The sequence below is a fragment of the Acinetobacter sp. YH12208 genome (genome assembly GCF_013418055.1).
Classification (GTDB): Bacteria; Pseudomonadota; Gammaproteobacteria; order Pseudomonadales; family Moraxellaceae; genus Acinetobacter; species Acinetobacter pseudolwoffii.
Map to the genome: position 1 here is coordinate 28,413 of NZ_VPCT01000006.1, position 24,885 is coordinate 53,297.

20 protein-coding genes and 3 tRNA genes are annotated in these 24,885 nt (G+C 44.6%); 11 read left to right on the top strand and 12 right to left on the bottom strand.

Annotated features, from left to right (window positions below):
• Positions 1-72 precede the first annotated feature (72 nt).
• Positions 73-1,026, top strand: a complete 954-nt coding sequence (locus FTU95_RS07495; protein WP_180078060.1) for a 2-hydroxyacid dehydrogenase — start codon at positions 73-75, stop codon at positions 1,024-1,026.
• Between the two features lie 68 nt (positions 1,027-1,094).
• Here the strand turns inward: FTU95_RS07495 and FTU95_RS07500 are convergent, their stop codons facing one another.
• Positions 1,095-1,586, bottom strand: coding sequence for a hypothetical protein (locus tag FTU95_RS07500; RefSeq protein ID WP_180078062.1), 492 nt, complete (start codon positions 1,584-1,586; stop codon positions 1,095-1,097).
• Positions 1,587-1,812: 226 nt separating this feature from the next.
• Positions 1,813-2,202, bottom strand: coding sequence for a hypothetical protein (locus tag FTU95_RS07505; RefSeq protein WP_005095392.1), 390 nt, complete (start codon positions 2,200-2,202; stop codon positions 1,813-1,815).
• A gap of 11 nt (positions 2,203-2,213) precedes the next feature.
• On the opposite strand from FTU95_RS07505, the gene FTU95_RS07510 reads away from it, so the two are divergent.
• Together FTU95_RS07510 and FTU95_RS07515 are read left to right on the top strand one after the other, a co-directional pair.
• Entirely contained in the window at positions 2,214-2,849 is a 636-nt protein-coding gene (locus FTU95_RS07510; RefSeq protein WP_051065003.1) for a hypothetical protein, read from the top strand.
• Between the two features lie 26 nt (positions 2,850-2,875).
• Positions 2,876-3,250 (top strand): hypothetical protein, encoded by a 375-nt coding sequence (locus tag FTU95_RS07515; RefSeq protein WP_180071895.1) that lies wholly within the window; start codon positions 2,876-2,878, stop codon positions 3,248-3,250.
• A 25-nt stretch (positions 3,251-3,275) separates the two neighbouring features.
• On the opposite strand, the gene glyS is transcribed toward FTU95_RS07515, so the two are convergent.
• Positions 3,276-5,345: a glycine--tRNA ligase subunit beta gene (gene glyS / locus FTU95_RS07520; protein WP_100355828.1), complete on the bottom strand. Its 2,070-nt coding sequence runs from the start codon at positions 5,343-5,345 to the stop codon at positions 3,276-3,278.
• Positions 5,345-6,328 (bottom strand): glycine--tRNA ligase subunit alpha, encoded by a 984-nt coding sequence (gene glyQ / locus FTU95_RS07525; protein WP_005095400.1) that lies wholly within the window; start codon positions 6,326-6,328, stop codon positions 5,345-5,347. Before glyQ ends, glyS begins: the two co-directional genes overlap by 1 nt.
• Before the next feature lie 313 nt (positions 6,329-6,641).
• Between glyQ and FTU95_RS07530 the strand changes: the two genes are divergently transcribed.
• Positions 6,642-7,484, top strand: coding sequence for a transglutaminase family protein (locus FTU95_RS07530; RefSeq protein ID WP_180078064.1), 843 nt, complete (start codon positions 6,642-6,644; stop codon positions 7,482-7,484).
• A 233-nt stretch (positions 7,485-7,717) separates the two neighbouring features.
• Positions 7,718-8,836 carry an HPP family protein gene (locus FTU95_RS07535; RefSeq protein ID WP_005095404.1) on the top strand — a complete coding sequence of 373 codons (1,119 nt, stop codon included), beginning with the start codon at positions 7,718-7,720 and terminating at the stop codon, positions 8,834-8,836.
• A 122-nt stretch (positions 8,837-8,958) separates the two neighbouring features.
• Here FTU95_RS07535 and FTU95_RS07540 read toward each other — a convergent pair whose 3' ends face one another.
• The 3 genes from FTU95_RS07540 to FTU95_RS07550 all read right to left on the bottom strand — a co-directional run bounded on the left by FTU95_RS07540 (position 8,959) and on the right by FTU95_RS07550 (position 11,732).
• Positions 8,959-10,371, bottom strand: coding sequence for a DASS family sodium-coupled anion symporter (locus FTU95_RS07540; RefSeq protein ID WP_180078066.1), 1,413 nt, complete (start codon positions 10,369-10,371; stop codon positions 8,959-8,961).
• A gap of 83 nt (positions 10,372-10,454) precedes the next feature.
• Positions 10,455-11,240, bottom strand: a complete 786-nt coding sequence (locus tag FTU95_RS07545) for a sulfite exporter TauE/SafE family protein (protein WP_100329294.1) — start codon at positions 11,238-11,240, stop codon at positions 10,455-10,457.
• A 216-nt stretch (positions 11,241-11,456) separates the two neighbouring features.
• On the bottom strand, positions 11,457-11,732 hold the full coding sequence (locus tag FTU95_RS07550; protein ID WP_005172901.1) for a PspC domain-containing protein: 276 nt from the start codon (positions 11,730-11,732) through the stop codon (positions 11,457-11,459).
• 243 nt (positions 11,733-11,975) lie between these two features.
• Here FTU95_RS07550 and FTU95_RS07555 point away from each other — a divergent pair, with 243 nt between their 5' ends.
• Entirely contained in the window at positions 11,976-12,668 is a 693-nt protein-coding gene (locus FTU95_RS07555) for a hypothetical protein (RefSeq protein WP_005172899.1), read from the top strand.
• Positions 12,669-12,859: 191 nt separating this feature from the next.
• Here the strand turns inward: FTU95_RS07555 and FTU95_RS07560 are convergent.
• The 5 genes from FTU95_RS07560 to FTU95_RS07580 form a co-directional block, all read right to left on the bottom strand.
• Positions 12,860-12,935, bottom strand: a tRNA-Lys gene (locus tag FTU95_RS07560).
• 58 nt (positions 12,936-12,993) lie between these two features.
• Positions 12,994-13,069, bottom strand: a tRNA-Lys gene (locus FTU95_RS07565).
• A 20-nt stretch (positions 13,070-13,089) separates the two neighbouring features.
• Positions 13,090-13,165, bottom strand: a tRNA-Lys gene (locus FTU95_RS07570).
• Between the two features lie 195 nt (positions 13,166-13,360).
• On the bottom strand, positions 13,361-15,202 hold the full coding sequence (locus tag FTU95_RS07575; protein WP_180078068.1) for a long-chain-acyl-CoA synthetase: 1,842 nt from the start codon (positions 15,200-15,202) through the stop codon (positions 13,361-13,363).
• 173 nt (positions 15,203-15,375) lie between these two features.
• The gene (locus FTU95_RS07580; protein WP_180078070.1) at positions 15,376-18,858 is read right to left on the bottom strand and encodes an Rne/Rng family ribonuclease; all 3,483 of its coding nucleotides are present in this window, start codon (positions 18,856-18,858) and stop codon (positions 15,376-15,378) included.
• Between the two features lie 766 nt (positions 18,859-19,624).
• Between FTU95_RS07580 and FTU95_RS07585 the strand changes: the two genes are divergently transcribed.
• From FTU95_RS07585 to dmpG, 5 genes are all read left to right on the top strand, one after another.
• The gene (locus tag FTU95_RS07585) at positions 19,625-20,581 is read left to right on the top strand and encodes an RluA family pseudouridine synthase (protein WP_005095416.1); all 957 of its coding nucleotides are present in this window, start codon (positions 19,625-19,627) and stop codon (positions 20,579-20,581) included.
• 138 nt (positions 20,582-20,719) lie between these two features.
• Complete coding sequence (locus FTU95_RS07590; protein ID WP_005095419.1) at positions 20,720-21,388, top strand: HAD-IA family hydrolase; 669 nt, start codon at positions 20,720-20,722, stop codon at positions 21,386-21,388.
• Positions 21,389-21,794: 406 nt separating this feature from the next.
• A complete protein-coding gene (locus FTU95_RS07595) occupies positions 21,795-22,592 on the top strand; it encodes a 2-keto-4-pentenoate hydratase (RefSeq protein ID WP_005095421.1) in 798 nt (265 codons plus the stop codon).
• A 24-nt stretch (positions 22,593-22,616) separates the two neighbouring features.
• Complete coding sequence (locus tag FTU95_RS07600; protein ID WP_180078072.1) at positions 22,617-23,510, top strand: acetaldehyde dehydrogenase (acetylating); 894 nt, start codon at positions 22,617-22,619, stop codon at positions 23,508-23,510.
• Positions 23,511-23,521: 11 nt separating this feature from the next.
• Positions 23,522-24,541 (top strand): 4-hydroxy-2-oxovalerate aldolase, encoded by a 1,020-nt coding sequence (gene dmpG / locus FTU95_RS07605; protein WP_004278525.1) that lies wholly within the window; start codon positions 23,522-23,524, stop codon positions 24,539-24,541.
• Positions 24,542-24,885: the final 344 nt, after the last annotated feature.

The window sequence follows — 24,885 nt, forward strand, 5'->3', positions numbered from 1 at the left end:
CTGCTTGAAAAGCCTCAATGACTTGTTTTAAATGATAAAGATCAATGGTTCAACAGGATTGAGGGAACAGCCATGAAAGCCGTTTATTTAGACTATGCTTCTCTAGACCAACAGGATTTGGACTTTCAGGCACTGCATGCAGCCTTTGATCCGCTTGTGTTGTATCCAACGACTTCGGGGGCCGAGATTGCTTCCCGTGTGGCCGAGGTTGAAGTCATTATTAGCAATAAAGTGCTGATTGATGCTGCGACCATTCAGCACTGTCCTGAACTGAAACTGATCCTGATTTCTGCGACCGGCAGCAATAATGTCGATCTGGCAGCAGCCAAAACACACGGCATTGTGGTCTGTAACTGTCAGGCCTATGGAACGTCTGCGGTTGCACAACATACCTTAATGTTAATGCTCAATCTGGCCACTTCATTTCTGTCTTATCAACGTGCGTTACAACAAGGCCAGTGGCAAAAAGCCAGCCAGTTTTGTTTGCTGGATGCGCCAATTGTCGAGCTGTCCGGAAAAACACTGGGCATTGTCGGTTATGGTGAACTGGGCCATGCGGTGGCGAAACTGGCTGAAGCTTTTGGCATGAAAGTTCTCATTGCTGCGCTGCCAAACCGTCCAGCAGATGCATCCCGTGTAGCATTTGCCGAGTTGCTTGCTCAAGTTGATTTTCTCAGTTTGCATTGTCCACTCACTGAAGACACCCGACATTTGATCAGTCATGCTGAACTCGAAGCCATGAAGCCAAGCGCATTTTTAATTAACTGTGCGCGTGGCGGAATTGTCGATGAAGCAGCCTTGGCGCAGGCGCTGCGTGAAGGTCAGATTGCCGGTGCAGCGACCGATGTTTTAACGGTTGAGCCACCCAAAGAAGGCAATATCTTACTTGATGCAACAATTCCAAACCTGATTGTGACGCCGCATAATGCATGGGGCAGTGTTGATGCACGGCAGCGCATTGTGAACCAGATGATAGAAAATGTTCAGGCTTTTAAAAATGGCCAGCCAATTCGACAGGTGAATTGATTTTGATCATTCTGTCGAAGTGAATCTTTTCTGCTAGAAAATATAAAAAAGCCCATGATGGGCTTTTTTTACAGATCAGTCACCGCATAACTGGTAGCAGTACCGGAACCGGATTGAGGCTGCATCTGTGGTGTCGTGGTTTGCCGAGGCGTAGAAGATTCACTTAAAGGCTGCTGCACGATAGGTGCCTGCTGTGAATTGCCACGCCAGACTTCTTTGGTTTGCTGGATTTTCTGATTGGTTTGTTGGGCTGCTTGCGTAGCTCCCTGATCGACTTTTTGTGCGGTTTCTGAAGCCGCTGCCTTGGTATTTCCCCAAGCACGATCTACACCTGGTTTGACTTTGGCAATGCCTTTTTCAGTCACTTCACCGACTTTTTCTGCGGTATTGATGACGCCTTCCTGAGCTTTATAGGCAAAGACATGCAAAAGATTTGGATTGGTGCCATATGGCGCAATAGGTTTGCTGGTTTGTGCTTCTGATTCGGTTGCAGCTTGTGTCAATACCGGAATGCAGATTAAAAATGCAGTGCCGAGAATAATAGCTTTTTTCATCATCATAATGTGATCGACCTCGAAGTAGTCAAATAGCGATCTTTTGTTTGATTTTGAGTGTAGCGGATAATTTCACGAAAACAATGAAGATCTGATGGATTCGCGAGCACTTCCAAGAAGTACAATTTAGCTTTTTTGTAATGAAAGACGGCGCGGTGAGATATGAAACCGGTTTTTATTTATTTTAGATAAAGAATTGCCCCATTTTCTGAATAAAAACAGGGCAGGATGCTTAGTCACATTGAGTTAATGCATCTTTGGCAAAGTGATGGCGGAGTGAAATAAAGTTTTTTTGTACATTTTTGGCATGTAGATCAAACTTTTGTGCAGTGCTGGTGCCGTCGCGCTGGAAAGTTGCTGAACCTGCATCCATCAGGGTAAGGCCTTTAAATGACCATTGTTCAACGACACGGTTATTGCCAAGATCGCCGGTAAATTCAATCACGCATTTGTCGAGGAACTTGGTCAGTTTTGCCTTGTTGTTGGTGGTTTCTGGAGATACTTCGAGGTTTTGTACTTCCTGTAAGACGCCAACTTCAAGCTGCGGGATTTTTGGTGCAGATGTACAAGCTGTAACTGCGATACTCGCAAGACCCGTCAAAATAAGAGCTTTAAATTTCATATGATTCTTTCTTGTTGAGTGTTGTTAGGTTGAGTATAGGCAATTCAGATGAAATTGCCTATGATTTGAAAACTAATTTTAAAGAATACTCTACCCGTATAGATATAAGTATGGATCATCTACTAGACTCTTTAGATCAAATAGAAAATTTAGAAAATCAGCTGCGTAATTATATTAATTGTGGAGTTCTTCATTACCAATTATTAAATGATAAGCACAGATGGTGGATGCTATGCAGTGCTTTAGATGTGTTAGGAGACACATCCTTAGCCTTTAAGGATTATCTGCAAACGGAGTTTCCTAAAGAAACAGGGCTTAAATACATTCATTGCTATGGAATTTTACAATGTTTCATTCTTCAACAAGATAGCTTGAAGCATCTATATGAAGTATTCAAAGTTCAATGGGAAGCAAATAGTGAGTTGAAAAAGATCCGTAAGGTTCGGAATGCTTCGATTGGGCACACAATCCTAAATAATGAAGGAGGAAGAAGCGAAAAAGATAAGGATGAATTTAATAATTTTATTTCTCGTATCACAATTAATAAATCTGGTTTTGACTTGTTGAGATATTCTAAAAAGAAAGAAGATACAGTTTATGAAGAAATTTCTATTTATGAGTTACTCAAGAAGCAATTGTTCTCTTGAGAAGACTGAATAAAGAAATAATTATTATGGAAAATGAAGTTAAAAAGAAATTTGAAAATGAAAAATTAGTTGGCTTGTTGCCAATTTCTTATTGGTTTGAAAAAATTCATAGTATTTATGATGAGCAGAATAAACTATTTGCTTATACAGCTTTAGATAATATCCAGAGAGAATATTTAGCGTTAAAACAATCTTTAGAAAATCGATTATTACATGGTGAATATTGGTTTAATGAAATTGAAGATTATCTAGTTGCAATCGAGTTAATGAGAAAAGCAATGCGGAGCAATGATGAACGAGCTGGACGAATATATAATTTTTATCTTAATGAAAAAAATGACTATTTCAAAAGCTTAATGGCTGAAATTGATGAAAAGTATGAAATAAAAAACCCGCTTTAAAGCGGGTTTTTTATTAAATCGGAACTTAGTGCTGTAACACTGAAATATCAGCGACTTTCGTAAACAAATCACGCAGCTGAGCAAGCATACGTAAACGGTTTGCTTTAAGGTCTGCATCATCAGCCATCACCATTACACCGTCAAAGAACGCATCGACTGGCGCACGAAGTGCAGCTAAAGCTGAAAGTGCAGCAGTGTAGTCTTTGGCAGCAAATAACGGCTCAACCACAGGTGTGATTTTCGCAAGTTCAGCGAACAATGCTTTCTCAGCATCTTCAACCAGGCTTGCTTCAACAATTTCACCTTCAGGTGCAGCTTCTTTTGCAAGAATATTGGCAACACGCTTGTTGGCAGCAGCAAGGGCAGCAGCTTCAGGCAAGGCACGGAAGTGATTGACCGCATTGACACGCTTGTCAAAATCAAGCGGTGATTTAGGCGATAACGCTTGAACTGCTTGAATCACATCAACTGCAACGCCTTGATCTTCGTATTTGGCACGGTAACGACCTTCTAAGAATGCAACAGCATCATTTAAAGTCTTGTCGTGATCTTTCAATACATCGCCATAAGCAGCTAAAGCAAGTTTGATCAAATCTTCAATTGATACATCAAGTTCATTTTCAGTGACTAGACGTAAAATACCAATCGCAGAACGACGCAGTGCAAACGGGTCTTTAGAGCCTGTAGGCGCTTGACCAATACCAAAAATACCCGTCAAAGTATCTAAACGATCCGCAAGGGCAATGGTTGTACCTGTTTTGGTTTTCGGTAAAACGTCACCCGCGAATTTAGGTAAATACTGCTCGCCTAAAGACTCAGCAACTTCATCATTTTCGCCTTCAAGACGTGCGTAGTAAGTCCCCGCGATCCCTTGAAGTTCAGGGAACTCACCCACAAGTTCAGAGGTTAAATCACATTTTGCAAGAAGCGCTGCTTTTTCAGCATCGGCAGCATTTGCACCTGTAATTGGCGCTAAAGCCACAGCCAATTTTGCAATACGTTCAGACTTGTTCCAAAGCGTGCCCAATTCTGCTTGGAACACCATGTTCGCCAATTTCTCTTTACGCGATGCAAGCGGTTGCTTTTGATCTTGCAGGAAGAAGAATTCAGCATCCGACAAACGTGGACGAACCACTTTCTCGTTACCTTCAATAATTTGTGTTGGGTCTTTCGACTCAATGTTCGACACCGTAATGAAGTACGGTTGCAGTTTATTGTCAGCATTCACTAAACAGAAGTACTTTTGGTTGTCCTGCATGGTGGTAATTAATGCTTCTTGCGGAACAGCAAGGAAGCGTTCTTCAAAGCTGGCACGAAGCGCAACAGGCCATTCAACCAATGCTGTTACTTCGTCACGAAGGTCACTTGGTACAATTGCAATGGCATTGACTTCATCAGCCAACGCTTTCACTTGTTGGTCGATAATGGCTTGACGTTCTTCAAAAGAAGCCACAACATGCGCTGCTTTTAATTTCGCTAAGTATTCGTCAGCATGCGTTAAAGTGATTGCTTCAGGTGCATGGAAACGATGACCGAAAGTCACGTTAGCTGCTTTGTGATCTTGAATGGTTGCATCAACAATGTCGTTGTCTTTAAGCAATACCACCCATTTCACAGGACGTACAAATTCAGTACGGCTCGCCGCAGAACGCATGCGTTTTGCAATTGGCAGGTTGTCTAATGCATTTTGTAAAATTTGTGGTAAAAGTGCATCAAGGCTTTGGCCTTTGACATCTTTTAGGTAGCACACTTTTTCAACTTTACCGGCTTGGAAAGTCGATACTTGATCAACCGTGATGCCTTGACCACGCATAAAGCCTTCAAGCGCTTTGGTTGGGTTGCCTTCCGCATCAAAGGCTGCTTGCTTTGCAGGGCCGTCGAAACGTTTTTGCGTGTCAGCTTGCGCGCCATCAACATTGGTAATTTTTAATGCTAAACGACGTGGTGCTGCATAGGCTTCGATAGAATCAAAAGCAAGACCAGCATCTTTTAAGCCTTTTACGGTTTCTGCTTGCAATGCATCACGTAATTTTTTAAGGCTTTTCGGTGGAAGTTCTTCACAGCCTAATTCGAACAAAACGGTATGTTTAGACATTATTTGCTCTCCTTAGATTCAACTTTTGCTTCCGCTTCAACTTGTGCTTTTAACTGCGCTAAAACTTCATCACGAAGCTCAGGTTCAGCCATCGGGAAGCCCAATTTCGCACGCGCTGCTACATAGCTATTTGCAATGGCACGTGCCAAAGTACGCACACGTAAAATATAACGTTGACGTTCAGTCACCGAAATCGCGCCACGCGCATCTAATAAGTTAAAGCAGTGTGATGCTTTAATCACTTGCTCATAAGCAGGCAATGGCAGTTCAGCTTCGATTAAACGCGTTGCTTCAGCTTCGTAGAAATCGAACAGCTCAAACATTTTTTCAACGTTTGCATATTCAAAGTTATAAGTTGACTGCTCAACTTCATTTTGATGGAACACATCGCCATAGGTCACAGTACCGAACTGACCTTTGGTCCAAACTAAATCGTAAACCGAGTCTACACCTTGCAAGTACATGGCAAGACGCTCAAGACCGTAGGTGATTTCGCCTGTCACTGGGTAGCATTCAACACCGCCCACTTGCTGGAAATAAGTAAACTGAGTCACTTCCATACCGTTGAGCCAGACTTCCCAGCCTAGACCCCAAGCGCCGAGGGTTGGCGATTCCCAGTTGTCTTCGACAAAACGAATGTCGTGTACCAGTGGGTCGATCCCAATCGCTTTAAGCGAGTCAAGGTAGAGCTGTTGGATGTTGTCCGGGTTTGGCTTCAGTACCACCTGGAATTGGTAATAATGTTGCAGACGGTTGGGGTTTTCGCCATAACGGCCATCTTTCGGACGACGTGACGGCTGAACGTAGGCTGCGTTCCAGGTTTCAGGCCCTAAAGCACGAAGGAAAGTCGCTGTATGGAATGTTCCTGCGCCCATTTCCATGTCGTAAGGCTGTAAAATTACACAGCCTTGCTCCGCCCAGTAAGTTTGTAAGGCAAGAATTAAGCCTTGGAAGGTATCAATATGCGATATGGCGCGACTCATGGTCATCCACTTAAAATTAGAGAAAAATTGTGCTCAATTATAAGGACTTTGCAGGGGAGTGGCAAAGGGTTAATGTGTGGAACCTTTTTTGAAAAAATCCAGAATACCTTTAAACAAGAAGAGTCATCTATGCATCTGTCGTGATTTCAGCTTTACTGGCCGATTGAGGCTAACTTAAAAATCAAGAATAAATCAGATATATGGCATCCGATTAACCGGAGCATTATAAAGCTCAACTGATCTTATACGATTAGCATCCTAAAATTAGTTTAATATTCACACAATATAATAATGCTTAAAAATAAGGAAATTCATGACCACTTATCAAATTCAATGTCATTTAAAATATAAGGTTGTCCAGACCACAGAATTTGTTTTTCTGATTCAGGCGGCACATCATTCCGATCAAACTATTCTTGAACAACAACTGACATTTAATATGCCTGTCGTATGGCGTGAATTCCAGGATTTAAATCATCAAAATCGTTATATACGTCTGCATGTCCAACCTTGTGATGTCTTTGAAGTGCATTATAACGCGACAGTTGAACGTCATCCGGTGATCAATCCAGATGCGCAGCATAATCTGAATGAAGTGCTGATTCCGAATTTGCCTGATGCGGTGCTGCCTTATTTGCTGGCCAGCCGTTACTGTAATTCGGATTTATTTGCAGAAATGGCCAATCGGTCCTTTGGCTGGATGACGCCGGGTTATGCGCGGGTCAAAGCGATTGAACAATGGATTTATAACAATATATTTTATGTTTCTGGCAGCACGGATCAGTTTAGTACTGCAACAGATGTGCTCATCCATCGGGCGGGCGTCTGTCGTGACTTTGCTCATTTAGGTATTGCGCTGTGTCGTGCTTTAGGCATTCCAGCACGCATGGTGGTCGGTTATGTCGAAATCGAAAAGTTTTTACCCGATTTTCACGCCATTTTTGAAGCTTATTTAGAGGGTGGGTGGGTACTGTTTGATCCGACCCGTTTGGCGCCTGTAGAAAATTTAATTCGGATTGGCACTGGCATCGATGCCGGAGATGTGGCATTTTCGACCTTCTATGGTGAGGTCGAGCTGATTAAAATCGAGCCGATTATTCGATCTGAATCAGATGAAAATCCGCTATCAAAGCCCACTGAAATTACTGCAAAATAACATGATTTTAAACAGTTTTATCAGCTTCATTGTAAGTCACGATGTTGTTGGAATATGCATGAAGTATAAAGCCTCAGCCCTTCAAAACCATTTTGATGATGAGCAATCATGCCGACATTTTTTTTCTAAAAAGTAGGCATACCTGCAGCATTAAAAGATATAAAACAAATATACCTTTAAGGCTGCTTGGTTCTATAATGCGGAAAATCGATAAAAAGTAAATCAGGTAGACTGTGTTTCACTCAAATCTAGACTGGCTCAATACCTTAAAACCAAACTTCAAAGTCCTTCCGCTCAAAGACCGTCTGTTATGCGGCATCGGTGCCCTGATCGGCTTGGCCGTATCCTCATTGCTGAGTTTGTGGATTCTGGGTGATTTTAAGGCCTGGTATATTGCACCGATGGGGGCGTCTTCGGTGTTGCTGTTTGCAGTGCCGGCCAGTCCTCTGGCACAGCCCTGGAATATTATGGTGGGGAATACCATTGCGGCTGTGGTCGGCGTAACCTGCGCATTATTCATGGCCAATCCGACTGAAGCTTTTAGTGTCGCCGTCGCTCTGTCGATTATGCTGATGATGACCACAGATTCCTTGCATCCCCCGAGTGGTGCGGTCGCGATTACTGCGGTCTTGGGCGGAAATGCGGTACATGATCTGGGCTATGCCTTTGTGTTTTATCCGGTGCTCTTAAATTCACTGCTGCTGATGATCATCGCCATTGTATTTAACCGCATGATTGGCAAGAGCTATCCGCAGCAGGCGCAACTGAATACCCGTTCTAAAGATCCAACCCCGACCCAGAAAGTTACCATTCAGCCGCAGGATATTCAGGACGTGCTAGACCAGCAAACAGAATTGCTGGATATCAGTGAATATGACCTGCAAAAGATTATTCTGGAAGCACAGGATATTGCCAATGCGCGGGCGGTGCATGAATTTACTTGTCAGGATATTATGACCAAAGATGTGGTCACGCTGCATGAAAATGACAATATTCATCATGCGCTGGACAAGTTTAAACAGATGAACCTGATGAGCCTGCCCGTGGTCAATGCAGAAGAAAAACTGGTCGGCACTTTGGCCATGTATGACGTGGTGGAATGGTTTAAGCGTGCTTCGGATATTCGCAGCAGTTGGGAAGATCAGGTCAGGCATATTATGAGCTTAAAAGTCGTCACGGTGCAGCCGACCCAGCCGATTCAGGATCTGGTGCCTTATTTTGTTGAACGTTCTTTTAATTATATTCCGGTGGTCAGTCAACAACAGCTGGTGGGAATTATCAGTCGTGCCGATATCATTGCTGCACTGAATCAGGAACTCAATCAACTTAAGATCAAAAGCAGAACTGAATAAGATGATTTTAGAGAAATTATCTGAGTTTAATGCATCTGCTTTGAGCAAGGATTTTGCTTAAAAAGCAGCGATACTTGCCAATAAAAAAGCACGCCAAAACGTGCTTTTTTATTGGACTTGGTTTAGAGGAAGAACCAGTAAATAAACAGTGAAATAATAAAGATACACATGATATTCAGTACAAAACCGACTTTCATCATTTCGCTTTGCTGGATATGACCGGTTCCAAAAACAATCGCATTTGGCGGGGTAGCAACCGGCAGCATAAAGGCACATGAGGCACCAATACCAATGACAATCACCAGAATTTCTTTGGGCATGCCCATCTGATCCGCAATCGCGGCAAATACTGGTACCAGCAGGGCAGCCGAAGCGGTATTACTGGTAAATTCAGTCAGGAAGATAATAAAAGTGGCGACTACAAAAATAATCATCAGCGGGGAGGCATCACCAAAGGCATTGGCCAGAGTTTGCCCCAGTACCAGCGAACTGCCTGAATCCTTCAGAATGGCACTCAAGGTCAGACCACCACCAAATAGGTACAAGACCCCCCAGTCGGTATTTTCTGCAATCTGTTTCCAGCTTGCGGTACCCAGAATCACCACCATACAGGCAGCCGAAATTGCAATCCAGGTATCCGGTTGTGAAATACCAAAAATTTCGGTGAATTTTTTACTGAAAATCCAGGCAATTGCAGTACAGAGAAAGAGGATCATGGTGGCTATACGGGTGCTGGTCCAGGGAATATCTTCGGTCACAAATTGTACTTTATGATTCAGTTTTGGACGTAGTACCAGATATAAACTGACCAGCATGGCGGGAAGAATAATGAACATCATCGGCAAGCCGATTTTCATCCAGTCGGCAAAATCATAGCCGAGAGCTTTGGCAGCAATGGCATTCGGAGGTGAGCCGACTATGGTGCCCAGTCCGCCAATACTGGCTGAATAGGCAATGCCCAGCAGAATAAATACAAAAGTTTTATGGTCCTTGCTGACATCCAGATGTGAAAGCAAACCCAGAGCCAAAGGCAGCATCATGGCAGCAGTGGCCGTATTGGAAATCCACATGGACAGCAGCGCCGTCACGGCAAAAATTGCCATGACAGAGATACCCAGATGCCCTCTGGACATGGAAATGATCCACATGGCGATTTTCCGGTCCAGTTTCTGGATATGCAATGCCGTTGCCAGCGCAAAACCACCAAAAAACAGGAAAATGACAGGATCGGCAAAAGTGGCCAGAGCGGCTTGCGTGGTAATCGGAACCAGCTCCTCACCAGAGGCCATTGGCATGGCCAGCAATACCGCCATCACAGGGACGAGTAAAGCTGTAATCGTGATATGAATGGCTTCAGTCAGCCATAAGATACCGATAAAGGCTAAAAGGGCGAGTCCTTTATTGGCATTCTGGTCATAGGGCAGGTAAAGATATAGGCCATAGGCCACAATAGCTGCGACAAAAATAAGGATCCAGCCTTTAAGCAGTCCTTTGGGCATGGTATTGGTCGGGGTAGCTAGATTGGTCTGAGTCATATGCTCTCCTTGCAAGGTTTTTATTTACGTCATTTTTTTATATCAGCTTTGAATTTGTAATTTTGCTTTGTTTAAAAAATACCCTATTTAAAGATACTATAACCAGATTGTTGCAATAATCCAGCACTTTGCCAGAGGGCATACAGGCCCAAGCCAAAAAGTAAAGCCAGGACAATCCATTTGAAGTGCTGCTGAGATAAACGATGGCGTATTTTGCCTCCGATCCAGACACCAGCAAGGGCGAATAAGCTGATCCCGATCAGAATATGCTGTTGATGGGTTTCCAGTGTGATCAGAATTGGAAATAGTAAAATCAGCTGGATCAGTTTACCGGCAATAAAATTGAGATTACTGATAATAACAATATCTATCTTTGAGAGCTGGCAACTCATCAGATACATCATCAGAAAAGGTGCCATAGCATTGGTCGCACCTCCAATAATGCCGGCCAGTAAACCAAAACAGAGCATGCTGGAAATATGCGGACTAACTTGTAAGGGTCGTGCCCGTAACTGGTCCAAGACATAAAATACAATTACCAGACCCAATAACAGTTTTAAATAAGCCTCATTTAGCCAAAGTAACAGCTTGACCCCGAGTACACTGCCAATCAGGCTACTAAGCATTAATGGCCAATAGCGTTTTATATAATAGCCAATACTATTCAACAGACTATGTGCAGGATCGGCATTCAGCATGATCAGATTCAGCAGCAAACAGGGCAGAATGACAAGGGTAACCGCGATGCTAAGCGGATATGCGCTGGACAGAACAGCCGTACTCATCATGGGAAAGCCAAAGCCGCTTAAACCATGCAGCAGGGCTGCTACGGCACAGAGCCACAGCATCATCCATTCTGCCTGAGTCATCTGACATCCATTTCAAACATTGGAATATTGAATTTATCGCTAATTGAGCTAAAAGATAAAGTAAAAAGCTGTCATACAGCATAGAAATAACAAAAATATAGGCAAAAAAAAGCCACGATAATCTAGGGGAATTATCGTGGCATCAAAATCTCACCCCATTAGACTGGGTGAAGGAGGAAGCACTTCAATACATCTTGCTATAAATTAGGATGCAGATTAATAGCGTTTATCCTGATTGACGGTGCGCACAGGATTTTGATAGTCCTGAACTTGCTGAACCTTGTCCTGTTCAATGCTGTACTGCTTTTTTGGCATGATTAACCACAGAACCAGATAGACCAGAATACCCGGAAATGCAGCACTCATGACCGAAATCACCACAAAGATAAGGCGTAATAAATTTGCGTTCCAACCAAAACGTTCAGCAATACCACCCATCACACCTGCAATCATGTTTGAGCGGTTAGAGCGATATAAACCAACATTGGCCATTAAAATCTCCTGATTAAAAATAGGGTTGAATCCTAAAACAGATCCATACTTCAAAAATGGAGTTGGATCAAATTTTTTAAAGTGCTGATTGCAAATAAATTCGTTAAGTAATGTTAATAAAGATTAAATCCAGCTCTAAGAGCCACTAACATAGTGAAAATTCTATTGAACTCTTGTGTAAAGTTCATTGGCTTGCAATGTGCTCTGTACGTGCTGTGTTTCCTAATTTAGGTATGCTTTAAAATGAAATTGGATGTATCAAGTTGTACATTAAGCAGTTTTTTTAAATTCGGCCTAATGTTGGGGGGGATGGGCATACTACAGGCTTGTGATCGCCATCAAGTCAAGCCTGAGCAGGAGCTTCAGGCAGAATCAGGACAGGAGGGGGTGAAAATTTCCGCTGCGAATGCACAGCCTGATGTCGTGCCGGTGAGTGCAAAATCTTTAACTCAGGTAGCAGGGCAAGCTACCCTTCGGGCAGAAACCGAGTCAAATCTGGCCGTCGTACCAGATTATGCCAAAGATTTTATCGGCCGCTATTATACCGAGATCGACTGTGATGGTAACTTTGCGCCCTGCAATGAGGGTAAGGCAGAATTTATTTTGACCTTAATGCCGGATGGTACGGTGCATCGCAGCATTTTGCAGTATGGCAAAGTGTTTATTGATAATGCCAAAAGTAGCACTGCCAGCAATATCACCTATCGCAAAGACCGTTGGTTTATCAATCCGGAGCGTACCGAGGTGGTGGTGAGTCGTAAAGAAGGGGCGAGCTTTTATTATACGATTAAGGATTCGAACCATCTGGTGATGAATCTGGACAAAATCTATAGTGAAAAGGAAAGAATCAATCGTGAATTATTTGATCGCGGCTATCCTGCACCCTCTAAAGCTTATGAGCTGGTAAAAGACACCACATTTGATATTAGAAAATAATGCGATAAGAAACGGCGCTGCTCTTTTTTTTAGAATTAGATTAAAGAAAACTATTTATAACTGTTTAAAAATCAAAACAAGTTTTGAAGACAAATCAGCCTAAAATCCAAGCGTGAAAATATAATAGCAGCTGATAGAAAGCAAATGAAAATAGTGTAGGGGATGTTTCAGAAGACATTCTAAGTAAAGAATGGTGGGCCGTCCGCGACTCGAACGCGGGACCAATGGATTAAAAGTCCACTGCTCTACCAACTGAGCTAACGGCCCATTCTGGGTAATCAAAATGAATTTGATTGAGATTTCTAAAACTGATGTTTTAGAATGATGGTGGGCCGTCCGCGACTCGAACGCGGGACCAATGGATTAAAAGTCCACTGCTCTACCAACTGAGCTAACGGCCCATCAAGGGATATCAAAGAAATGGTGGGCCGTCCGCGACTCGAACGCGGGACCAATGGATTAAAAGTCCACTGCTCTACCAACTGAGCTAACGGCCCTGAACCGGCATTCAAACTAGGTTTGAATGTATAGTGCAAGTCAAGCTAAATAGCTTAAAGCACCACTTTGTTTGATGGAGCGTATTGTAGCAAGATCTCATTTCAGCGCAAGCAAAAAATAACAAAGTTGCCCATGTTTGATTATAAATAGAACAATTGTGCTTTATCTAAACAAAAAATAGGCAACTTCAGTACTTAGAAGCGATATTGGTAGGCCTGAATGTTGGCAAAAATCTCTGCTGTGAGCTCAGAATAGGCCGTTGCACCTGGTAAGAGAACCAACAGGCGTTCATCGGTTTTATTCGGATCAAATGCTTGCTCTTTCAACCTGTTTTTCTGGTATTTAAAGGTGCCTGTCGTTTCGACTTGCTGCTGGATACGTAAAAACACCGGAACGGCATAAGCAGGCAAGCACTGTTTAAAGGTGCTGACCATCTGTTGCAGGTCTTCTTGATCCAGTTGCATGTCTGGTTTTAAGGTCAGCGCTGCCATCCCGGCACGACCATTGGTATTTGGAATTTCAACGCCATACACCACCGCTTCAACGATTTTGTCATACTCGGTCAGCATGTTTTCAACTTCAGTCGTGGAAACATTTTCACCTTTCCAGCGGAAAGTATCACCTAAGCGGTCGACAAACTGGGCATGACGAAAGCCGATATTACGTACCAGATCGCCCGTATTGAAATAAGCATCACCTTTGCCAAATACATCCTGCATGATCACGGACTTGTTTTTTTCCGGGTCGGTATAACCATCAAAGGGTGAGCGACGGGTAATTTTACCAATCAGTAAACCTGTTTCACCTTTTTTCACCCGTTTGCAGTGACCCTTGTTATCCCGAACCGGTTCATTTTTATCTTTATCAAAGGCAATAATGGCATAGGGTGTCGGGGAGAAACCGACGGTATTGTCAAAATTGAAAATATTGCTAAAACCGACATTGCCTTCACTGGACGCATACAATTCCAGCACTTCCTGAATCCCAAAACGGGATTTGAACTTGTCCCAGATATTCGGGCGCATGCCATTTCCAATCATTCGGGTGACCCGATGGTCTTTTTCCAGTTCAGAGGGAGGGGCATCCATCAGATAGCGGCACAACTCACCGACATAGCCAATTGCAGATGCATCAAATTTCTTTACATCTTTCCAGAAGGAGGAGGTCGAGAATTTACGTCGAATCGCAAGCGTTCCTGCACCTGCAATCACGCCACACCAGCACACCACCATGCCTGTGGCATGATAAAGCGGCAGGGTGCAGTACATCACATCATCTTTCTTCAGGTTTAGCACATGGCCATAGGTGCCATAAGCCAGCGTCCAGCGCCCGTTGGTAAAGATGACTGCCTTAGGCAGGCCGGTGGTGCCCGACGTATAAATGTAGAACAGCCCATCTTTGCCTTGCACCGAATGGGTGGTCGGTGGATTGAATTTCGGGGAGAGATCGATTTTTTCAGCCAGATTGATAAAGCCCGCAGGCGCCTGACCCGGATCGGCTTGAGTATTTTGATCGGCAAACCAATGCAGGCGATCACTGCTAATATTGAGGTCATCACGAATCTCGTTGACCGCGTTCCGGCACTCTTCACCGACAATCACCGCAATTGGTTTGACCAGGTTGATACTGTGGGTCAGCACCTTACCCACTTGTGAGGTATTGACCAGTGCCATGGTGACACCGAGTTTGGCCAGACCGAGCACGCTGGCAATGAGTTCAGGGCGGTTCTCGACCATCAGCGCCACGACATCACCTTTTTTGGCACCCAAGGAAAGATAGAAATGTGCAATCTGGTTGGCCCAGGCATTAAGAGTGGTATAACTATAGCTTTGATCTTCAAAACGCAAAGCGATACCTTCCGGATTACGCTGTGAAGCTTTTTCAAAAGCCAGACCCAGACCGGCCGGTGTATTCGGAGTACGTAAATAGGCCTGTCTTAGCCCAGTCAGCAAATTAGGCACTTTGATTAAGAAGGCCGGGATTTTGGCAGCGACATCTGCAATACCAATAAGATCGTGCGGTTTCATTTGGGTCATGAGAATCCTATTTGTTTTTCGTATCCGATAGGTTTAATTTATATACAGTAGACAAGCTATCCATCTTTTAACGTTAAAAAGCTAGTGCAATCTACCTATTTTGACCAAATCTAGCAAAAAAAACCTAGTCATCGAAATGACTAGGTTTTTTTATGTGACTGCAATTGGGCAAATTATGACTCAGTTGCAGTATTGGCTTTTTTCGGTGGACGGCCACGTGGACGACGCGGGCGAGCAGCTTGCTTCTCGGCTTTTTCCGCTTCGCTGGCTTCAGCTTCCTCTACGGTCGCTTCTGCCACATCTTTGCTTTTTGCCACAGGCGCTTCTGTTTCAGCACTTGCTTCAGCTGGAGCAGCTTCTTCGACCTGAACTTCAGCTGGTGCAACTTCAGTGGTCACTTCTACTGGTGCTGCGGTTTCAGTTGCTGGTTCCGTCGGCTGAGTATTTTCCGTCGTTTCAACCACTGCTTCCGATGCTACAGGTGCTTCAGTTACAGCTGCTTCAACAGGTTCAGCTGGTGCTTCTACTGCTACAGGTTCTGGCACAGTTTCAACCGCCGGCGCGGCTTCTACTTTTGCCTGCTGTTTGGCTTGTTGCAAAGCCTGTTCCGCAGCCTGTTTGGCCAAACGGCGACGCTCACGTGGATCGTTGGCAACACGCTTGTCTGAGACCGGTTTTGGTGGGTTCAGGTCCAGGACTGGAGCAGGCTCTGCTTCAACCTTGGCTACCGTTACTTCAACATCACGGGTGACCGGTTTTTTCTCTGCAGCAGCAGGTGCTGCGGCAGCCACCAGACTCGCGTTGTACTCTTTCGTGAACTTTTCTAAAGCACGGTTGAAGGTTGGTAATAAACCAAACTGTTCAATCAGCACTGAGCAGTCTTCACCATAGACATGACGAATCAGGCTACCAATGGTGAACTGGCCCAAAGTTGGCACTTGTGACGGTGTTAACTGCTGAGCTGCAGGTTGTTGCGACTGTGCTGCACGCTGCTGGCGACGACGCTGACGCGGATCGTTGCTGGCCCGTGTTTTTTCAGACGTTGCTTCAGTCGCTACAATTTCTTCCACAGGAGCTGTCAAGGTGGCTTCAACCACATTTTCAGCTGCAGCCGCTTCAACTGGCGCATCTGCCGGTGCAGTGACTTCAACTGCTGGCGTTGCAACTGTAGCATTGTCATTCAATGCCACGATTTCGCTTTTTGCCTGGTCAATATTTACGACCATTGCTGTTGGCATCACATCCGTACGGGGTGCATCGACCAATTCAACACGAAGCTGCTTGTCATTGACGGCCGGCGCTTCAACAACTGCAGGAGCTGCCTGAGGCGCTTGTTCGTTCAGAACACTTGGATCGCGGTGGCGATTTGGGCGTTCCGGACGTTGCTGGTTGCGGCGGTCACGGCGCGGCATTGCCTGTTGTGGCTGTTGTTCATTGTTCTGAACATCATTTTGCTGCGCTGGCTCGTTGTGATGCTGACGGCGAGAATGACGCTTGTTTTCACGTGCTTCATGGCGTTGTTCTTGACGAGACACCTGAACCACTTCTTCATGCACTTGATGTTGCTGAGGTGCAGGAGCTTCAGACTGAACCTGCTCGCGCGGTTCTTTGTGCTTCGGGTTCGGGTTGCGCGGTTTCTTGTTGTGACGTGGTGCCCTTTCTTCACGCTCTGCCGGTTTTTCTGCCGCATCACGTTCCTGTTTTTGTGCAACAGTCGATGGTGCCAGGTAAGCATTATTGTTGCTTGATACAGCAGCAGGTTGTGCTACGTGCTGTGGTGCTGGCTGTGCAACCGGTGCAGCCACCTGACCGAACTGGCCACGACTTACCGCACCGCCATTGATCATTTGTTCAATCGCTGCTGCAGCATTATTGGCAGTACGTGATGGATCAACAGTTGCTGCCTGTTTTTGTACAAACAGGTTTTCTAACCATGCACATGGGCTGCTTGAAGCCACTGGAGCTGCTGCCTGTACAGGTGCTTGCTGTGCCACTTGCGGTTGAGCCGGCTGGTTTTGTGGATTGCGGCGTTTATTGTTATTACGGCCATTGTTTTGTTGCGGCTGTGAAGGCGCTGGTGCTGCGTGTTGCGCATGCTGCTCTTCTTCTAGATGCCATTCCGAAGACTCATAGCCCAATTCTTTTTCACTTGAACGGGTCGCTTCGGTACGTTCATAGCTGGTTGGGGCAAAGCCTTCGGCATTATAGGTAATTTCATAGTGCGGTGTTTCTAGATGCGGATGCGGCAATACTGTCACACGTACATTCGAGGTTTGTTCCAGATATACTAGGGTATGACGCTTTTCATTCAACATGAATGCAGCAATTTCGACCGGAACTTCGACCTGAACTTCACCTTGACGTTCACGCAGTGCAATCTCTTCCACTTTACGCATGATTGAAAGTGAAAGTGAGCGCAAGTCACGTACCATGCCGGTACCATGACAGCGTGGGCAGACATAGCCAGTCGCTTCTTCAAGAGAAGGACGTAGACGCTGACGGCTCATTTCCATCAGGCCAAAACGTGACAATTGACCGAATTGAATACGGGCACGGTCACTCTGGGTCGCTTCACGAAGTTTCGCTTCCACCATACGCTGGTTGCGATCTTTGGTCATGTCGATAAAGTCGATCACCACCAGGCCGCCGATATCGCGTAAACGCAATTGACGCGCAATTTCTTCTGCAGCTTCAATATTGGTGTTCAGCGCAGTATCTTCAACATCGCTACCGCGGGTCGATTTTGCTGAGTTGATATCGATCGACACCAAAGCTTCAGTTTGATCGATGACGATCGAACCGCCAGAAGGCAGTTTTACTTCACGTTCATAGGCAGTCTGAATCTGGCTTTCAATCGCGAAATGAGCAAATAAAGGCTCATTTAAGGTATAGGTTTTTAGTTTGTCGAGTTGACGTGGCATCACTGCTTTTACGAAGTTATAAGCTTCGTTATAGGCTTGCTCAGAGTCAATCAGAATTTCCGCAACATCATCACGCAGGTAGTCACGAATGGCACGTGTCACCACACCCGCTTCCTGATGCACCAACATTGGAGATGGGCCAGAACTTGCTGTTTTCTGGATTTGTGCCCAAAGGTCAAGCAGATGTTGCAGATCAAGTTGCAGCTCTTCTTGTGAACGGCCGATGCCGGCAGTACGCACAATCACGCTCATGCCACGTGGTACGTTAAGCGTCGCCAGCATTTCTTTCAGTTCTTCACGCACAGCACCAGAAATTTGACGGCTGATACCACCACCTTTCGGGTTGTTTGGCATTAAAACCAGGTAACGGCCAGCAAGTGAAATAAACGTAGACAGGGCAGCGCCTTTATTGCCACGCTCTTCTTTTTCCACCTGAACCAAAAGCTCGGTGCCTTCCGTGATCAGTTCACGGATATTTGAGGTCTGGCGTGGATCGGCTTTGTAATATGAGTTTGCGATTTCACGCATCGACAGGAAGCCTTGACGACCTGCACCATATTCGACGAATACAGCTTCTAAAGAAGGCTCAACGCGAGTCACGTGACCTTTATAGATATTGGATTTTTTTTGTTCACGGGTACGATTCTCTAAATCAAAATCGTAAAGACGCTGACCAGTGACAAGTGCAACGCGAATTTCTTCGGCATGTGTTGCATTAATCAACATACGTTTCATGGGTGTAACACCTTATAGTGATACACAGCAAAAAATCGCTATACACGTAGCGAACATCACACATCACGGATCAATGGCTCAAATCTGCAATGAATTTCATTGTGGTCTGAGTCTTTTCTTACCGGCTTCTACTTGTATAGATAGGCTTCGGTTTTGATTCACGTATTGATGATGGCAATACGGCTTCAATCTTTAAACGGATTAAAGTCACCTGAACGCTTCACTGGCGGACGAGCGGTGCATTGGATGTATGTAACTTTCACTGTCACATTGCTCGAAGATCATCCCTTCTTTATAGAAAGTGTCTTGATACGGAATTGTCGTCGTATCTTTACAAACTGTGCAGATCCAATGCATCGACGCTGTAGCCTGAAGTCGTCTTCAGGGTGCGACTAATCTGATGTGTATCAGTTTACGTTTAAAAACCAACGAAAGTTGGCGACATATTTTTTAAGACAAACTGATTTATGTACCTGAGGTACAATTAAACGCAACAGTTTGCTTTGTTTGCCGATATAATAAGCCTTCGGCGTCGGCATAATTCTTTGGGGACCTTCCCGTATCATGTGAGTCTTTAATTGAACAATCAAGTTCAGAAAAATCTGAAATGATTCAACTTTTACCCACAAACGATGGTTTCCGTGCGCTGACTATATCAAACCTTGCATCATCTGCCTATGGGCTAAGCTTATGTTTCTTGTGTAAAGCATAACCTAAGTGATCAGTTTTTAATCAATTTTAGTATTTTTTGGGTCATAGTAACTGTATGAATTCTACGCAACAATGGCAAAACGTCACTTGGTTTGAAGTGGATGAACATCAAGATGGACAACGCATCGATAATTTCCTGTTTAGTCGTTTGAAAGGTGTGCCAAAAAGCCGTATCTATCGCCTGATTCGTGAAGGCCAGGTGCGCGTCAATAAAAAACGTATCAAGGCAGAAACCAAACTGGCGATTGCTGATCAGATTCGTGTTGCACCGATCCGTTATGAGCAAAAAGATGAATCTGCTGCGCCCATTTCTGACAAGGTTGCCAATGGTTTGTTGGCCCGCGTGATCTATGAAGATGAAGGTCTGATGGTGGTGAATAAACCTTCGGGCATCGCGGTACATGGCGGTAGTGGTGTCGCATATGGTCTGATCGAAGGCTTACGTGCAGCGACTGGGAAAAAATATCTGGAACTGATTCATCGTATTGACCGTGACACGTCTGGTCTGGTGATGATCTCGAAAAAACGTAGCGTACTGAAAAGCTTACAGGACATGCTGCGTGAACATAAAATTAAAAAAACCTATGCTGCTGTGGTCAAAGGTAACGTAGCACTTGACCGTCAGTTGATTGATGCGCCTTTACATCGCTATGAGCTGGCCAATGGCGAGCGTCGTGTCTGTGTATCGCCGAAAGAAGGTAAAGAGTCGAAGACGCAGTGGAATGTGCAGGAACGCTTTATGCATGCCACACTGGTCTATGCCTCTCCACTTTCGGGTCGTACCCATCAGATTCGTGTACATGGTCTCAGTATTGGTCATCCGCTGGTGGGCGATGAAAAATATGGTCATGAAACTGGTTATAACGGGCCGAAACCGCGCCGCTTGTGTCTGCATGCCATGCGTCTGGAGATTCCGGGTTATGCCATGATTGAAGCACCTTTGCCGGAAGATATGCAGAGTCTGGTGGCGCAGTTAAGAGCACAGAAAGCGGATAAGCCGACGGCTCAGTAAAGACTTATTTTTTTCTTTTAATAAATTCAATCCACCCTAACCCTCCTTTGAAAAAGGAGGGAATTCCCCTCTTTCTTAAAGAGGGGCTAGAGAGAGGTGGTAAAGCTACCTAACCTTGAATCAAATTTAGGAAACCTTATGAACACACCTGTAAAACTGGTCATTTTTGATTGGGATGGCACGTTATTTGATTCGGTCAGTCAAATCGTGGCGAGTTTGCAGTTTGCAGCACAGCAGTTTCAGCAGCCCTTAAGCGATGAAGACGCGAAAAGCATTATTGGCTTAGGTTTGCCTGAAGTGGCACAGCGTTTATTTCCGAATGTGCCTGAATTGCATGCCAATATTTTACAAAGTTATTCCGAACACTATGTGGCAAACTCTTCCGGAGATTCCTGGTTTGAAGGGGTGGCACATATGCTTGCAGATTTGCAGCAACACGGTGTGAAGCTGGCAGTGGCGACGGGTAAAAGCCGTAAAGGTCTGGATCGTGTCTTGAAGCAGACTAACAGTGAGCAGCTGTTTGTGACCACGCGTGCTGCCAGTGAAACCCGTTCCAAACCAGATCCACTCATGTTAGAAGAAATACTGGCAGAAACGGGTGTACAGGCCGAACATGCGCTTATGGTCGGTGACACTTCTTATGATCTGGAAATGGCACAAAATATGGCCATGCCAAGTATCGGTGTCAGCTATGGCGTGCATGAACCTGAACTTTTGGCGCAATTCAATCCGGTCTGTATCGTGGATGATGTGACCGCTTTACATGCGGCATTGTTGGCTAAAGTCCAATGGAAACAAGCAATTTAATCTATTATCTTGGTTACAGTAAAAAATGGTATTTCCCCGGTTTAAAACTGCCGGGGAGCGCCACAGATTTAAGCGTTTGCTCTTATCTTTTAGTCTAAAGTCGCAATTATGTTGATTTTATTCGGTCGGATTAGCAGAGTTTTTCTGCTAAATGATGATGTATTTTAAATACTAAGATTTTGTTTTGTCTTGGTTTTTATGGATTTTCTTTATAGATAATAGCTATAGCAAAAAATAAAATAACTATTGGCATAAAAGCCGTATTTTTCCCATTCTAAAACTGTTTATTCCTATGCTCGCTCTGAGAAAGGTAATCCTGACGGATTATCGGCCTGATCATGTCCATATTTTCTGTCCATCTTAGATCTCAGCATAAGCCTAATTTTTGCAGTTTAAGGAAACATTGATGTCGAATTCTGCTGTTGTTGAATCAGTTGCACAAGCCCTTCGTAGCGCTGAATTATCACAAACTGCGATCGCGCCGATTCGCCCAGAACTGGGTGGTGAAAGTGCTGACGTAGATATTGCCTATGCCGTTCAAGAAGTGAATACCGAGCGCGCTTTGTCTGAAGGTCGCCGTCTGGTAGGCCGTAAAATTGGTTTAACCTCTAAAGTGGTTCAAGCGCAACTCGGCGTAGATCAGCCTGACTTCGGCATGTTGTTTGCTGACATGGCCTATGGCGATGGTGAAGTAATTCCTGCAGGTCTGCTGATTCAACCTAAGGTTGAAGCGGAAATCGCATTGGTAATTAACCAGGATTTGACCAAAGAAAAACATACCTATGCAGACATTATCAGCGCGACTGAGTATGCCCTGCCTGCAGTTGAAGTGGTCGATAGCCGGATCGAAAACTGGAAAATCAGTTTAATTGATACAGTTGCAGATAACGCATCTTCCGCAGCATTCGTTTTAGGTTCTCAACCTGTAAAACTTGAAAACCTTGATCTGGTGAACTGCAAAATGGTCATGACGCGTGGTGACGAAGTTGTGTCTCAAGGTGTGGGTAAAGCATGTCTGGCCAATCCACTCAATGCTGCAGTTTGGCTGGCAGATGAAATGGTACGCCGTGGTCGTCCATTACTTGCAGGCGACATTATCTTAACAGGTGCCTTAGGGCCTATGGTTGTGGCTCAACCAGGCGATGAATTCAAAGTTGAAATTGAAGGCTTCGGTTCTGTTACAGCTGCATTTGCTGCTGAATAATCGAGATTCCAAGAGAGTACATTCATGAAAAAGATTAAATGTGCAATGATCGGTCCAGGTAATATCGGTACTGATTTGCTTTACAAGTTACAACGCAGCGAATGGTTAGAGCCAGTGTGGATGGTGGGGATTGACCCAACTTCTGAAGGTCTGGCACGTGCTGCAAAAATGGGTTTAAAAACCACCGCTGAAGGTGTGGATGGTCTTCTGCCTCACGTGATTGCAGATGATATTAAAATTGCATTCGATGCAACGTCTGCTTATGTACATGCTGAAAACAGCCGCAAGCTCAATGAACTTGGTGTACTGATGATTGACTTGACGCCTGCTGCGATCGGTCCATTCTGCGTACCACCGGTCAACCTGGAAGCATTGCTTGCGGGTGGCGAAGTGCCAAACGTAAACATGGTCACCTGTGGCGGTCAGGCAACGATTCCAATGGTAGCTGCAGTTTCTCGCGTTCAGCCGGTTGAATATGGTGAGATCATCGCAACGGTATCGACTAAATCAGTAGGTCCAGGTACACGTAAAAACATTGATGAATTTACCCGTACCACTGCCGGTGCCATTGAGAAAGTGGGCGGCACGAAACAGGGTAAAGCGATTATCATCATCAACCCGGCTGAGCCACCACTGATGATGCGTGACACGGTTCACTGTCTGGTAGAAGGTGAACCGGATCAAGCAGCGATCACTGAATCTGTACACGCAATGATTAAAGAAGTTCAAAAATATGTACCGGGTTACAAGCTTGTCAATGGTCCAGTTTTTGATGGCAACCGCGTGTCAATTTACTTAGAAGTTGAAGGGCTTGGTGATTTCCTGCCGAAATATGCGGGTAACCTTGACATCATGACTGCTGCTGCAGCACGTACTGCAGAGATGTTTGCAGAACACGTATTCAATAAAGACGCTTAAGGAGCAACCACATGTCTAAGATTATTGTTCATGATATGACTTTGCGTGATGGTATGCACCCACAGCGCCATCAAACCACTGTTGAGCAAATGATTGCGATTTCAACAGCACTTGATGATGCAGGCGTACCTTTAATTGAAGTCACGCACGGTGACGGCCTTGGCGGTTCATCCGTCAACTACGGTTTTGCTGCTGCGACTGACGAAGAATATTTAACAGCTGTTGTACCACGTATGAAGAATGCAAAAATTTCTGCATTACTTCTACCTGGTATCGGTACGGTTGACCATTTAAAAATGGCGCATGAAATTGGTGTTTCTACTATTCGTGTTGCAACGCACTGTACAGAAGCGGATTGCTCAGAACAGCACATCACTGCTGCGCGTAAGTTAGACATGGACACAGTGGGCTTCCTAATGCTTGCTCACATGGCGACTCCTGAAAAACTGCTTGAAGAAGCAAACAAGATGGTGTCTTACGGTGCAAACTGTATCTATGTCACTGACTCAGCAGGCTATATGCTTCCTCAAGATGTCATCGATCGTGTTGGTCATTTACGTCAACACTTGGACCCAAGCATTGAGCTCGGTTTCCACGGTCACCATAACTTGGGTATGGGTGTATCGAATACGGTTGCTGCGGTACAAGCCGGTGCAGTACGTGTTGACTTGGCATCTGCAGGTTTGGGTGCGGGTGCGGGTAATACACCACTTGAGTTGTTCATTGCGGTTGCAAACCGTATGGGCATGGACACTGGCGTTGACTTGTTCAAAGTACAAGACGTTGCTGAAGATCTGGTCATTCCAATGATGCACAACCCGATCCGTGCCGATCGTGATGCAGCAACTTTGGGTTATGCGGGTGTGTATTCTTCATTCCTGCTGTTTGCTAAACGCGCTGAAGCAAAATATGGCGTTTCTGCACGTGAAATCCTGATGGAGCTTGGTCGTCGTGGTACGGTCGGTGGTCAGGAAGACATGATTGAAGATTTAGCATTAACCATGTCTAAAGCACGTGAGTTACAAGCTTAACTTTTAATCGCTCAGTATTAAAATAAGTTTGATAAAAAAGCATCCAAATTGGGTGCTTTTTTATTTTAAATGAGACTGATTAATATATTAAAACTCTGGGGTGAGATGTTTTAGTGATAATATTGTAGGGCGATTATTTTGGCTTTATATTTTCCTTAAACATAAAAACGATAAATAAAAAATGGCTGCTGAAAGATTTTAAAAAATTTACTCTTATTAATAGAAGAAACAAAAGTTTGAATTAAATATCTGGTCAATTTTTTATTTTAATTAATCGTTTTAAAATCTAAGCGATTGGTTGCTTGAGGAGAGGTCTGAAATATCGGCCGATGAAAGCAGAAAAT